A 12,532-nucleotide genomic window follows, 5' to 3' on the forward strand; every position below is an offset into this window, starting at 1 on the left:
GGCAAAGCCGTTTGACTGTGGTCGGTCATACCGGCGCACCGGGATCGATGGGACGGTTGCGCAGTGCCGTCCCGGGCGGGGGTCTGACTCTTGAGATCTTTGACCGAAGTGTCCAGTCACAGGCGTGTCGACTGTCGTTGCGGGATGGCGCCTTCCGGTACCGAGCCACAGGGCGTGTCCCCATAGGGGCCTTGCCAAGTTTCAGGCGTCATCACGGTTCAGACCGCCCGGGCGGGCCGGTGCCATCCGTCCAGCATCACGTCATCACGTGGGAGGCGAACCATCATGACGAGCCGACAGCGCAGCACCTCATCGAGCGCGGGTCCTCCCGTTCGGCGCGAGGTCGTCCTGGGCGTGGACACGCACGGCGAGGTGCACGTTGCCGCCGTGCTCTCCCCGCTCGGGAAGATCCTCGGAACGGAGTCCTTTCCGGCGACGGCGGCCGGCTACCGGCAGCTGCTCGTGTGGGCCCGTAAGCGGGGTACCGTGCGCCGGGCCGGAGTAGAGGGCACCGGTACCTTCGGCGCGGGCCTGTCCCGCTACCTGCTGGCCCAGCAGATCCAGGTGTTCGAAGTGAACCGGCCCGACCGCTCGGCCCGCCGGCTGCTCGGGAAGTCGGACCCGCTCGACGCGCAGGCCGCCGCGCGGGCCGTGCTCAGCGGTCGCGCCCCGGCCCGGGCCAAGTCCGGCGACGGTCCGGTGCACAGCGCCCGGATCTTCAAGCTCGCCAAGGACTCCGCGGTCAAGGCCCGTACCCAGGCGATCAACCAGCTCAAGGCCGTCCTGGTCATTGCCGACCCCGTTCTGCGGGAACAGCTCTCCGGCCTGGGCAATGCCGAGTTGTTCCGCACCTGCGCGCGCCTCGGCCCGCACGACGCTGAGGGAGACGAGGACGCGGTGACCCAGGCCACCCACCTGACGTTGCGCATGCTCGCCGAGCGCGTCGAGCAGCTCACTGGGCAGATCAATGAGCTGAACCAGCGCCTGACCGGGCTCGTCGAACACCACGCCCCACAGCTGCTCGAACCGGTGGGCATCGGCCCGGACAGCGCCGTCACTCTCCTGATCACCATGGGAGACAACCCCGAGCGACTGAACACCGAGGCATCCTTTGCTGCCCTTTGCGGAGTCAGCCCCATCGAGTACTCCTCGGGCCGGAGGAGCACACGCCGGCTCAACCACGGCGGCGACCGCCAGGCGAACGCGGCCCTGCACCGCATCGTCTTCACCCGCCTGCGCCACGACCCGCGCACCCAGGCGTACTACGAACGCCGCACCCAGGAGGGCAAGACCCGACGCGAGATCATCCGATGCCTCAAGCGGTATGCCGCCCGAGAGGTCTTCAACCTGGTCAGACCGGTTTCCCTCGCCCCCGCGTTATAGGGGCGTCCGTGAGACGTGAGAGGGTCTGAGGCGTGAGTGAGACACCGTCGAACACCCTGCAATACCGCTTTGACGGGCCAGAAGAGGCTCCCGTCCTGATCCTGGGTCCCTCCCTGGGTACCACATGGCACATGTGGGACCGCCAGGTGCCGGAGCTGGCCGAGCAGTGGCGGGTCTTCCGGTTCGACCTCCCCGGCCACGGCGGCGCCCTCGCCCACCCGGCCGGCTCGGTCGCCGAGCTGACCGGCCGGCTGCTGGCCACGCTGGACGCGCTCGGGGTGCAGCGCTTCGGCTACGCCGGCTGCGCGCTGGGCGGCGCCGTCGGCATCGAGCTGGCCCTGCGCCACCCCGCACGGCTCGCCTCGCTCACACTGGTCGCGGCCTCGCCCCGGTTCGGCACCGCCGACGAGTTCCGGCAGCGCGGGGTGGTCGTCCGCACCAACGGGCTCGACCCCATCGCCCGCACCGCGCCGGACCGCTGGTTCACCGGCGGGTTCGCCGCCGCCCAGCCCGCGATCACCGAGTGGGCCGTACAGATGGTCCGCACCACCGACCCGGGCTGCTACATCGCCGCCTGCGAGGCCCTCGCCGCCTTCGACGTACGGGCCGAGCTGGGCCGGGTCGGTGTGCCGACCATGGTGCTGGTCGGCTCCGACGACCAGGTCACCGGGCCCGCCGAGGCCCGCACCCTGGTCGCCGGCATTCCGGACGCCCGGCTCGCGGTCGTCCCCGGCGCCTCCCACCTCGTGCCGGTCGAGCAGCCCGCGGCCGTCACCGATCTGCTCGTCCACCACTTCTCCACCGCCTGGCAGCAGCCCTTCGACACCGGACAGACCGCCCTGCCGGCCGCCCCGGCCGCCCCGGCCGTCCCGGTTCCGGTCCCGGCCGCGCCGCAGCCGGCGCCGGTCGCCGAGATCGCCCCCGCGGCCGTACCCGCCCGGGCCGCCGGGCGGACCGACCGGTACGAGACCGGGCTGAGGATCCGCCGCGAGGTGCTCGGCGACGCGCACGTGGACCGGGCGCTGGCACAGGCCGACGAGTTCTCCGGTGACTTCCAGGAGTTCGTCACCCGCTACGCCTGGGGCGAGATCTGGGACCGGCCGGGCCTGGACCGCCGCACCCGCAGCTGCATCACGCTCACCGCGCTGATCGCCGGCGGCCACCTGGAGGACCTGGCCCTCCACATCCGGGCGGCGCTGCGCAACGGGCTGACCCCGGACGAGATCAGGGAAGTGCTGCTCCAGACGGCCGTCTACTGCGGGGTGCCGGCCGCGAACGGCGCGTTCCGGGTGGCCCAGCGGGTCATCCGCGAGGAGACCACGCCCGCGGAGTGACGCCGGGCCGCGTGGCGCAGCGGGTCATCCGCGAGGAGACCGCCCGCGCAGTGACGCCGCGCCGGGCGGCCCCGCACGGCAGGATGGTGAGACATGAAGCTCACGAAGAAGTCGCACGCCTGTGTCCGCCTCGACAAGGAGGGGCGGACGCTCGTCATCGACCCGGGCGGGTTCTCCGAGGAGGACGCGGCGGTCGGTGCGGACGCGATCCTGATCACGCACGAGCACCCGGACCACTTCGACGAGGGCCGGCTGCGCGCCGCCCTGGAGGCGAAGCCGGGCGCCGAGATCTGGACCCTGAAGTCCGTCGCCGACCGGATCACGGCGGCCTTCCCGGGCCGGGTGCACACCGTCGGCCACGGGGACACCTTCACCGCCGCCGGCTTCGACGTACAGGTCCACGGCGAGCTGCACGCGGTCATCCACCCGGACATCCCGCGCATCACCAACGTCGGCTATCTGATCGACGACGGGAAGGTCTTCCACCCGGGCGACGCCCTGACCGTCCCGGACCACCCGGTACGGACCCTGATGCTCCCGGTGATGGCTCCCTGGAACAAGATCTCCGAGGTCATCGACTACGTCCGCGAGGTCGGCCCGCAGCGCGCCTACGACGTCCACGACGCTCTGCTCACCGATCTCGCCCGACCCATCTACGACCACCAGATCGGCGCCCTGGGCGGTACCGACCACCAGCGGCTCGCCCCTGGGACGTCCGCGGAGGTCTGAGCGCACGAGCCGGCGTTGTCGGACCCGCCAGGTAGGTTGTGAGGCATGCGCATCGCCACCTGGAACGTGAACTCGATCACCGCCCGTCTTCCCCGGTTGCTGGCCTGGCTGGAGAGCAGCGGCACCGACGTGCTCTGCCTCCAGGAGGCCAAGATCGCGGAGGCGCAGTTCCCGTTCGACCAGCTGCGCGAGCTGGGGTACGAGGCCGCGGTCCACGCGACCGGCCGGTGGAACGGCGTGGCGGTGCTCTCCCGCGTCGGCATCGAGGACGTGGTCAAGGGCCTGCCCGGCGACCCGGGCTACGACGGCGTGACCGAGCCGCGCGCCATCTCGGCGACCTGCGGCCCGGTCCGCGTCTGGTCGGTGTACGTGCCGAACGGCCGCGAGGTCGGCCACCCGCACTACGCGTACAAGCTCCAGTGGTTCGACGCCCTGGAGGCGGCCGTGCACGCCGACGCGCGGGGCACCCGCCCGTTCGCCGTACTGGGTGACTACAACGTGGCGCCGACGGACGACGACGTCTTCGACCCGGCCGCCTTCGAAGGCGCCACCCACGTCACCCCCGCCGAGCGCTCCGCCCTCGCCTCCCTGCGCGAGGCGGGCCTGACCGACGTGGTGCCGCGCCCGCTGAAGTACGACCACCCGTTCACGTACTGGGACTACCGTCAGCTCTGCTTCCCGAAGAACCGCGGCATGCGCATCGACCTGGTGTACGGCAACGAGCCGTTCGCGCGGGCCGTCAAGGACGCCTACGTCGACCGCGAGGAACGCAAGGGCAAGGGTGCCTCCGACCACGCGCCGGTGGTGGTCGACCTGGACGTGTGATGCCACGCTGGGTCCATGCACCTTCCGTTCCTGGGCCCCCGGCACAAGAAGAACGGTGAGGGCGGGGGTGCCCCCGCGGTGGGGCCCCCTCCCGCCCGAGCGAAGCCGAGCGCGCGGGAGCGTGCGAGCGCGGGGGAGCTGCCCGCCGACCCCGAGGCGGTCGCCGAGCTGCTGTCCGAGTGCGAGCTGCTCCGCTCGCAGGCGGCTCGGGCGGGCGTCCGCCTCGACGACACGCCGGCCTCCCTGGAGGCCCTGGACCAGATGGTCCCGCGCTGGCGGGACGACCCCGAGATCCTGCCCTGGCTGGCCCACGACGCCGGGCTGTACCTGGGCACGGTCGTGGTGCGCACCGTGCCCGGCGCCGCCTGGCGGATCCGGTCCGACGGCGAACCCGTCGTACGGCTCCCCTCCGGCCGTGCGGTCGAGGTGGTGCCGGCCGGCCAGGAGTGGGCCGCGACCGGGGTCCCCGAGCTGTCCCAGCTGTACGCCGAGATCGCCGAGACCTGAACCGGCGAGGACCTCGCCCCACCCTCGTTGACGTAAATACGGCTAATGCCCGAAAAGTGCGTGTCGTTCCTCAACTCCGCAGCCGTCTGGATAGGTTGCGGCAACCACGACACAGCTGAAAGTGAGTAGGGCTGCGGATGGCCGTCGATCCGTTGATCGAACTGCGGAACGTCAACAAGTACTACGGGGAGTTGCACGTCCTGAGGGACATCGACCTCACCGTCGGCAGGGGAGAGGTGGTCGTGGTCATCGGTCCCTCGGGCTCGGGCAAGTCGACGCTGTGCAGGACGGTCAACCGGCTGGAGACGATCCAGTCCGGCACCATCACGCTCGACGGGCAGCCGCTGCCCGCGGAGGGCAAGGCCCTCGCCCGGCTCCGCGCCGAGGTCGGCATGGTCTTCCAGTCCTTCAACCTCTTCGCCCACAAGACGGTTCTGCAGAATGTCTCCCTCGCCCAGGTCAAGGTCCGCGGACGCAAGAGGGTCGAGGCCGACCGCCGCTCCCGCGAACTCCTCGACCGCGTCGGCCTGCTGAACCAGGCCGGCAAGTATCCGGCCCAGCTCTCCGGCGGCCAGCAGCAGCGCGTCGCCATCGCCCGCGCGCTCGCCATGGAACCCAAGGCGATGCTCTTCGACGAGCCCACCTCCGCCCTCGACCCCGAGATGATCAACGAGGTGCTGGAGGTCATGCGGCAGCTCGCCCGGGACGGCATGACCATGATCGTCGTCACCCACGAGATGGGCTTCGCGCGGGCCTCCGCCAACCGTGTCGTCTTCATGGCCGACGGCCGCGTCGTCGAGGACCGCAGCCCGGAGGCGTTCTTCACGAACCCGAGGAGCGACCGCGCCAAGGACTTCCTCTCCAAGATCCTCAAGCACTGATCCGGGGGAGTGCGACCCGTGTTCCGTACCACCCGTGCCCCCCGCGCCCTGTGCGCGTTCCTCACCCTGCTGGCCACGGCCTGCGGCAAGGAGGGCAGTCCGCCCGGCAAAGGCCCGGCGCCCGAGGAACTCCCGCACTACCGGGTGGCCCGCGACGTCAGCCTGCCCGGCTCCCGGACCTGGACACGGGCGAAGAAGCGCGGCTACTTCGTCGTCGGCGCCAAGGAGGACCAGCCCTACCTCGGTGAGAGGGACCCGGCCACCGGCACCTACTCCGGATTCGACATCGAGATCGCCAAGATGATGTCCGCATCCCTCGGCTTCGCACCCGAGACGGTCCACTTCCGCACGATCGCCTCCGCGAACCGCGAAACCGCCCTCCAGAACGGCCAGATCGACTACTACGTCGGCACCTACACCATCAACCCGGGCCGCAAGAAACTCGTCGGCTTCGCCGGCCCCTACTACTTGGCGGGACAGTCGCTCCTCGTACGCAAGGACGAGAACGACATCCACGGCCCGCGGGACCTCGCCGGAAAACGCGTCTGCTCGGCGGCCGGTTCCACGCCGTACCAGCGCATCAAGGACGACTACCCGAAGGCGGTCCTGGTCGCCTACGACACCTACTCGGTCTGCGTCGACAACCTCCTCACCTACCAGGTCGACGCCGTCACCACCGACGACGCCATCCTCATCGGCTACGCGGCCAAGGCCCCCGGCGAACTCAAGGTCGTCGGCAGGCCCTTCTCGAAGGAGCCGTACGGCATCGGCGTCCCGCGCGGCGACAACGTCCTGCGCTTCGCCCTCGACGACGCACTGGAGGCACGCGAGAAGAACGGCGACTGGAAGAAGGCGTACGACGCCACGCTCGGCCTCTCGGGCGTGCCCGCCCCCCACCCGCCCGCCATCGACCGCTACCCGGCGAGCTGAGCGAGGACGGCATGAACGTACTGACAGACAACTTCTCGACCTACGGCGAGGGTTTCCTCGGCACCCTCGAACTGACCGTGTACGCCTCCCTGCTGGCCCTCGTCCTGGGCTTCGTGATGGCATCCTTCCGGGTCGCGCCCGTCGGCTCCCTGAGGGTCTTCGGCACCGTGTGGGTCACGGTGCTGCGCAACACCCCGCTGACGCTGCTGTTCTTCGCGGTGCTGCTCGGACTGCCCCGGTTCGGGCTCGTGCTGCCCTTCGAGGTGTTCGCGGTCCTCGCCCTCGGCTGCTACACCTCGGCGTTCATCTGCGAGGTGCTGCGCTCCGGCATCAACACCGTGCCCACCGGGCAGGGCGAGGCGGCCCGCAGCCTCGGGATGAGCTTCGGGCAGACCCTGTCGCTGGTCGTGCTGCCCCAGGCGTTCCGGTCCGTGATCCCGCCCGTCGGCTCCACCCTCATCGCGCTCGCGAAGAACTCCGCCATCGCGGGCGCGTTCAGCGTGACCGAACTGCTCGGCACGTACAAGACGCTCAACGAACTCGGCTACAGCGTCGTCTGGACGTTCGTCTGGATCGCCGTCGGCTACCTGATCATCACGCTCGCCATCAGCGCCCTGTTCCACGTGCTGGAGCGGCATTTCGGAGTCGCCCGATGACCGGGGCCACCGCGCTCTACGACGTCCCCGGCCCGCGCACCCACCGGCGCCACACCCTCTACGGCGTCCTGTCCGTCCTGGTCATCCTCGCGCTCGTCGCCTGGGTCCTGTACCTCCTCTTCGCCACCGGGCAGTTCACGTCGACCAAGTGGATGCCCTTCGCGTACCAGGGCATCCAGGAACTGCTGCTGCGCGGCCTCGGCAACACCCTCAAGGCGTTCGCGCTCGCGGCCGTCCTCTCCCTCGCCCTCGGCGGGGTGCTGGCCGCCGGCCGGCTGTCGGACCACCGGCCGGTGCGCTGGCTGTCCACGCTCGTCGTGGAGTTCTTCCGCGCCATGCCCGTCCTCGTGATGATCTTCTTCATCTTCGTGGCGCTGAAGGTGCAGCCGCTGCCCGCGCTGGTCGCCGGACTCGCCCTCTACAACGGCTCGGTCCTCGCCGAGGTCTTCCGCTCGGGTGTGAACGCCGTCGCACGCGGCCAGCGGGAGGCCGCGTTCGCGCTCGGCATGCGCAAGACGCAGGTCATGGCGCATGTCCTCGTCCCCCAGGCGGTACGCGCCATGCTGCCGGCCATCATCAGCCAGCTGGTGGTCGCCCTGAAGGACACCTCCCTCGGCTTTCTCATCACCTACGAGGAGTTCCTCCATGCCGGGAAACTCATCGCCTCCAACCTCGACTACGATTTGCCGTTCATCCCCGTGGTGATGGTGATCTCGCCGATCTACATCGGGATGTGCATGCTGCTCTCGTGGTTCGCCGGCTGGGTGTCCCGCCGTGAGCAGCGCAGCCCCAAGACCGAGGCCGTGGCGGTCGCCACGGCCGGCCCTGGGGCGCTGCTGCCGGGTGGGGAGCCCCCCATGGCCCCGAAACCATAAGGGGGGCGGCAGTTCACACGGGCCAGGCTCGTCCGGCGGCAGCCGGAGATCACTGCTCGCCGAGCGGGACGGACACGTACGACGGGTCGTCCGCGGGCGAGGAGAAGGTCAGCTGCGCGCCGGACGGGTTGTGCTCGGCGTAGAGCGGGTCGACGGTGTCGACCACCAGCGCGAGACGGTGCCCGGCGGGTACGTCGTAGGCCGTGGAGAACAGGTCCAGGTCCACGTCGAACGGTTCGCCGGGCGTTTGCCCGTGCCAGGTGAAGGGCGCGTGCGTGACCAGCTTGCCGATGCCGAGCGGGCCCACGTCGTACAGGTAGGCGATGAGGGTGCCGCTCTCCTTGGTCGGGGTGAGGGTGGTGTGCAGGCGGGCCGTGCCGCGCACGCGCTGCGCCTCGCCGTACCGCTCCGACTGCCACACGGCCGCCCAGCGGCGCGGCAGCAGCGGCATCGAGGCCATCGGCGGCAGCTGGGCGACCTGGTCCAGGATGCTGGAGAGGAAGACGATCCCGCCGTCCGCGCCGGAGTCGACGTTCGCGTGGATGGTGGTCGAGCCGGCGAGCGCCACCTTCTTCCGGGTGGCGGTGACCGACTTCCAGTCCGGGTAGCCCTCGTATCCCCCCGCGCTACGGGACTTCAGCCGGACCGGCTGCTCGCGGTCGACGCCGTTGTCGGCGCCCTTGAGGTAGTGGTCGAACCAGCGCCCGGTGTCCGTCCACACGTCGTTGGGCAGCCCGAACAGGCCGGTCAGTTCCGGGGTCGCGTGGTCGCCCGGGCGCAGTTGAAGCCGCTTCGGGACGGTCAGCTTCTCGTAGAAGGAGGCGTACTGGTTCACCGGGAAGACCGTGTCGCCCCAGGCGTTGGCGAGCATGACGGCGGCGCCGTTGCTGTTCAGCTGATCGACGAAGGTCGCGGCGGAACGTTTCCGCCCCCAGTCGATCATCTGCTGTTCCGTGGTCAGGTCGGAGGCGTAGAGGTTGTCGAAGATCTCACGCAGCTCGTGGCTCTCGCGGCCGGTGAGGGTGGCCGCACCGTCCAGCACGGCCGCCGCCTGGAGGTGCTGGGTGCGGCCCGAGTAGATCGAGTCGATCAGGTCGGCCCAGCCGCTGAGCGCGGCCACGGCCTTCACGCGCTTGTCCTGGGCGGCGGTGAGCAGGCTGATCCCGGCGCCGTAGGACACCCCCGCCATGCCGATGTGCCGGGGGTCGGCCGGAGTGTGCGCGAGGGCCCAGTCGATGACCTTGGAGGCGTCCGCCGTGTCGGGCGGACCGGCCACTTCTATCTCTCCGCCGGACTGCCAGAAACCGCGTACGTTGTAGGTGAGCACCACATAGCCGGCGTCGGCGAGCTTCTGCGCCTGGGCGAGGTATTCCACCTGGGGCAGGGCCCAGCTCGTGGGCAGCACGATGAGCGGGTAGCGGTGGGAGTCGTCGGCTCCGGCCGGTGCGACGACGTTCGCCTTCAGCACCGTCCCGCCCTCGCCGGTGATGTCGACGAAGCGGACGGACGGGGCGGCCTGTGCGGCCGGTGCCAGGCCGACGACGGTGCCGGCGACCAGCGCCGCCGAGACGGCTCCCGCGGCCGAGGCGCGCAGAGCGGTGCGACCGTGTCCCATGGGTCACTCCCTCACTTGGTTGAGTGCAAAGTGACCCGACGGTAACCGGCCTGACGTACCGCAAGTAACCCGTCGGTAAGTTACGTACCGGTAAAGGTTGTTGGTCTTTCACCCGGTTCCGGCGGCGGGTTCGGGCAGGGGAGTCCGCGCCGCCCGCGTCACGTCCGCCACCAGCTCCACCACATCGGGGCCGTATGCCTCGGAGTTGACCACCTTCAGCAGCAGAACGAAGGAGCCGGTCCCGTACGTGCGGGCCAGCCGCTCGTGGTGCCGGGCGAGATGGCGGGTGGCGGCCTGGTTGCTGACGGCGGTCTGGCCGCAGAAGAGGAAGACCGGGCGGGCCTCGCGCCGCTCGCCCGCGGTGAGCCGGGCGAGCAGCGCGTACTCGCTCCGGCCGCCGTCCAGGGGGTAGTCGCTGCCGTCGATGCGGAAGGCCCACCGGTCCGGCGCGGCCCCGGCCTCCGTGTTCACGCGCACGCCCGGCAGCAGAGAGGAGAGATGGGCGGCCATCCGGCGGTTCGAGGCGGGCCCCCCGAGGCAGAACTCCGTGCGCTCGCCGAAGCCCTGCCGGGCGGCGTCGTGCGCCACGACCTGCGCGTGCGCGTGGCAGTCCTTGATGAGCGCGGACAGTTCGAGCAGGGCGAACACGTCGTGCCGCATCACCGACAGCTCCGGCCCACCCGCGTTGCGGTTGACCACCAGCAGCGACTCCGCATGGTCGGGCAGCCCGAAGAACGCCTGCTTGCGCCGCAGCCTGCGCCGCCACAAGTAGGTGCGGGCGAGCCAGCCCAGCGCGGCGGAGACGCCCGCCGCCACGACCCCCAGGACGATGTTGCGCACGTCGTCGTTCATGGCCGCGCATGCTAGCGGCCCCGGGGGCCCCGTACGTACCGGTGTTCGATGTGTGACGTTCGTGTGGCGGCCCACCGAGGCGTACTGTCGGTACTGCACCGATCTGGTTACGCTGCGCGGACTGTCCCGACGGGAGGTACGCATGGGTCGTCCAGGTACGCGGAAGCTGGCGGTTCTGGCGGTGTCGGCCGCCGTGGTGTCGGTGGGGGCGGCGGCGCCACCCGCCGCCACGACGAGCGAGACGGTCCGCAAGGTCCCCGTGGCCGTCGGCTACGGCGGCGCGGTCGCCAGCGTCGACGCGGACGCCTCCGCTGCCGGCATCGAGGTGCTCAGACACGGCGGCAACGCGGTCGACGCGGCCGTGGCCACCGCCGCCGCGCTCGGCGTGACCGAGCCCTACTCCGCCGGCATCGGCGGGGGCGGCTACTTCGTCTACTACGACGCCAAGTCGCGCACGGTGCACACCATCGACGGCCGCGAGACCGCACCGCTGAGCGCGGACTCCGACCTGTTCACCGAGAACGGCAAGCCGCTCGCCTTCGCCGACGCCGTCAGCAGCGGCCTGGGCGTCGGCACCCCGGGCACCCCCGCCACCTGGCAGAAGGCGCTGGACCAGTGGGGCAGCAAGCGGCTCGGCGCCCTGCTGAAGCCCGCCGAGCGGCTGGCCCGCGACGGCTTCACCGTGGACGACACCTTCCGCTCGCAGACCGCGTCCAACGAGACCCGGTTCCGCTACTTCCCGGACACCGCGAAGCTGTTCCTGCCGGGCGGACGGCTCCCCGTCGTCGGCTCGACCCTGAAGAACCCGGAACTCGCCCGCACCTACGAGGAGCTGGGGCGCGAGGGCGTCGGCGCGGTCTACCGCGGTGACATCGGGGACGACATCGTCAAGACCGTCGAACGCCCGCCCGTGGACCCCGCCTCCGGCTGGAACGCCCGCCCCGGCAAGCTGGCCGAGAAGGACCTCGCCGTCTACCGCGCCAAGCTCCAGGCGCCCACCAGGACGTCGTACCGCGGTCTGAACGTGTACTCCATCGCACCCTCCTCCTCCGGCGGCACCACGGTCGGCGAGGCGCTCAACATCCTCGAGAGGACGAACCTCTCGAAGGCGAGCCAGGTGCAGTACCTGCACCACTTCATCGAGGCGAGCCGCATCTCCTTCGCCGACCGGGGGCGCTGGGTCGGCGACCCAGCCTTCGAGGACGTACCGGCCAAGCAGCTGCTGTCGCAGCGGTACGCCGACTCCCGCGCCTGCCTGATCAAGAACGACGCGGTGCTCACCAGCCCGCTCGCCCCGGGCGACCCGCGGCACCCGGCGGCCTGCGGCAAGGGCGGTACGGCGGCCCCGACGACGTACGAGGGCGAGAACACCACCCACCTGACGGTGGCCGACAAGTGGGGCAACGTCGTCGCCTACACGCTCACCATCGAGCAGACCGGCGGCAGCGGCATCACCGTCCCGGGCCGGGGCTTCCTGCTCAACAACGAGCTGACCGACTTCTCCTTCGCCCCGGCCAACCCGGCCGTGCACGACCCGAACCTGCCGGGCCCGGGCAAGCGCCCGCGCTCCTCGATCTCCCCGACGATCGTCCTGGACCAACGCGACAGGCCGGTGGTGGCGCTCGGATCACCCGGCGGCGCCACCATCATCACCACCGTGCTCCAGACCCTGACCGGGTTCCTCGACCGGCACCTGCCGCTGGTCGACGCCATCGCCGCACCGCGCGCCAGCCAGCGCAACGCGGCGAAGACGGAGCTCGAACCGGCCCTCTACGACAGCGACCTGAGGAAGCAGCTGGAGGCCCTCGGCCACTCCTTCTCGCTCAATCCCGAGATCGGCGCGGCGACCGGCGTGCAGCGACTGCCGAACGGCAAGTGGCTGGCCGCCGCCGAGAAGGTGCGGCGCGGCGGTGGCTCGGCGATGGTCGTGGACCCGGCGCGGTAG

Annotated in this window: 12 protein-coding genes; 10 read left to right on the forward strand and 2 right to left on the reverse strand. The window is 70.9% G+C overall.

Annotation, left to right across the window (positions count from 1 at the left end; all coding sequences use genetic code 11):
• The first annotated feature begins 285 nt into the window (after positions 1 to 285).
• The 9 genes from ACIGYR_RS01665 (at position 286) to ACIGYR_RS01705 (ending at position 8,120) form a co-directional block, all read left to right on the forward strand.
• A complete protein-coding gene (locus ACIGYR_RS01665) occupies positions 286 to 1,383 on the forward strand; it encodes an IS110 family transposase (protein ID WP_399604522.1) in 1,098 nt (365 codons plus the stop codon).
• 32 nt (positions 1,384 to 1,415) lie between these two features.
• Positions 1,416 to 2,717 carry a 4-carboxymuconolactone decarboxylase gene (pcaC, locus tag ACIGYR_RS01670; protein WP_399604520.1) on the forward strand — a complete coding sequence of 434 codons (1,302 nt, stop codon included), beginning with the start codon at positions 1,416 to 1,418 and terminating at the stop codon, positions 2,715 to 2,717.
• 93 nt (positions 2,718 to 2,810) lie between these two features.
• Entirely contained in the window at positions 2,811 to 3,446 is a 636-nt protein-coding gene (locus tag ACIGYR_RS01675; RefSeq protein ID WP_399604518.1) for an MBL fold metallo-hydrolase, read from the forward strand.
• A 45-nt stretch (positions 3,447 to 3,491) separates the two neighbouring features.
• Positions 3,492 to 4,271, forward strand: coding sequence for an exodeoxyribonuclease III (locus ACIGYR_RS01680; protein ID WP_391841645.1), 780 nt, complete (start codon positions 3,492 to 3,494; stop codon positions 4,269 to 4,271).
• 15 nt (positions 4,272 to 4,286) lie between these two features.
• A complete protein-coding gene (locus tag ACIGYR_RS01685; RefSeq protein WP_391841647.1) occupies positions 4,287 to 4,778 on the forward strand; it encodes a DUF6278 family protein in 492 nt (163 codons plus the stop codon).
• Positions 4,779 to 4,915: 137 nt separating this feature from the next.
• On the forward strand, positions 4,916 to 5,659 hold the full coding sequence (locus ACIGYR_RS01690) for an amino acid ABC transporter ATP-binding protein (RefSeq protein WP_399604515.1): 744 nt from the start codon (positions 4,916 to 4,918) through the stop codon (positions 5,657 to 5,659).
• An 18-nt stretch (positions 5,660 to 5,677) separates the two neighbouring features.
• On the forward strand, positions 5,678 to 6,589 hold the full coding sequence (locus ACIGYR_RS01695) for a glutamate ABC transporter substrate-binding protein (RefSeq protein WP_399604513.1): 912 nt from the start codon (positions 5,678 to 5,680) through the stop codon (positions 6,587 to 6,589).
• A gap of 11 nt (positions 6,590 to 6,600) precedes the next feature.
• Positions 6,601 to 7,245: an amino acid ABC transporter permease gene (locus tag ACIGYR_RS01700; RefSeq protein ID WP_391841653.1), complete on the forward strand. Its 645-nt coding sequence runs from the start codon at positions 6,601 to 6,603 to the stop codon at positions 7,243 to 7,245.
• Positions 7,242 to 8,120 (forward strand): amino acid ABC transporter permease, encoded by an 879-nt coding sequence (locus ACIGYR_RS01705; protein WP_399604510.1) that lies wholly within the window; start codon positions 7,242 to 7,244, stop codon positions 8,118 to 8,120. The genes ACIGYR_RS01700 and ACIGYR_RS01705 overlap by 4 nt, the downstream gene beginning before the upstream one ends.
• Positions 8,121 to 8,169: 49 nt before the next feature.
• On the opposite strand, the gene ACIGYR_RS01710 is transcribed toward ACIGYR_RS01705, so the two are convergent.
• Together ACIGYR_RS01710 and ACIGYR_RS01715 are read right to left on the reverse strand one after the other, a co-directional pair.
• The gene (locus tag ACIGYR_RS01710) at positions 8,170 to 9,735 is read right to left on the reverse strand and encodes an alpha/beta fold hydrolase (protein WP_399604508.1); all 1,566 of its coding nucleotides are present in this window, start codon (positions 9,733 to 9,735) and stop codon (positions 8,170 to 8,172) included.
• A 108-nt stretch (positions 9,736 to 9,843) separates the two neighbouring features.
• Positions 9,844 to 10,587, reverse strand: a complete 744-nt coding sequence (locus tag ACIGYR_RS01715; protein ID WP_399604506.1) for a hypothetical protein — start codon at positions 10,585 to 10,587, stop codon at positions 9,844 to 9,846.
• A gap of 142 nt (positions 10,588 to 10,729) precedes the next feature.
• On the opposite strand from ACIGYR_RS01715, the gene ggt reads away from it, so the two are divergent.
• A complete protein-coding gene (gene ggt, locus ACIGYR_RS01720; protein WP_391841660.1) occupies positions 10,730 to 12,532 on the forward strand; it encodes a gamma-glutamyltransferase in 1,803 nt (600 codons plus the stop codon).

This window comes from Streptomyces sp. NPDC053076, assembly GCF_044546845.1.
GTDB lineage: Bacteria > Actinomycetota > Actinomycetes > Streptomycetales > Streptomycetaceae > Streptomyces.

Excerpts from the sequence above, each read along its gene's own strand:
- ACIGYR_RS01675 (WP_399604518.1), top strand. The coding sequence starts at position 2,811 with ATGAAGCTCACGAAGAAGTCGCACGCCTGTGTCCGCCTCGACAAGGAG.
- ACIGYR_RS01710 (WP_399604508.1), bottom strand. The coding sequence starts at position 9,735 with ATGGGACACGGTCGCACCGCTCTGCGCGCCTCGGCCGCGGGAGCCGTC.
- ACIGYR_RS01685 (WP_391841647.1), top strand. The coding sequence starts at position 4,287 with ATGCACCTTCCGTTCCTGGGCCCCCGGCACAAGAAGAACGGTGAGGGC.
- ACIGYR_RS01715 (WP_399604506.1), bottom strand. The coding sequence starts at position 10,587 with ATGAACGACGACGTGCGCAACATCGTCCTGGGGGTCGTGGCGGCGGGC.
- ACIGYR_RS01680 (WP_391841645.1), top strand. The coding sequence starts at position 3,492 with ATGCGCATCGCCACCTGGAACGTGAACTCGATCACCGCCCGTCTTCCC.
- ggt (WP_391841660.1), top strand. The coding sequence starts at position 10,730 with ATGGGTCGTCCAGGTACGCGGAAGCTGGCGGTTCTGGCGGTGTCGGCC.
- ACIGYR_RS01705 (WP_399604510.1), top strand. The coding sequence starts at position 7,242 with ATGACCGGGGCCACCGCGCTCTACGACGTCCCCGGCCCGCGCACCCAC.
- ACIGYR_RS01700 (WP_391841653.1), top strand. The coding sequence starts at position 6,601 with ATGAACGTACTGACAGACAACTTCTCGACCTACGGCGAGGGTTTCCTC.
- ACIGYR_RS01665 (WP_399604522.1), top strand. The coding sequence starts at position 286 with ATGACGAGCCGACAGCGCAGCACCTCATCGAGCGCGGGTCCTCCCGTT.
- ACIGYR_RS01690 (WP_399604515.1), top strand. The coding sequence starts at position 4,916 with ATGGCCGTCGATCCGTTGATCGAACTGCGGAACGTCAACAAGTACTAC.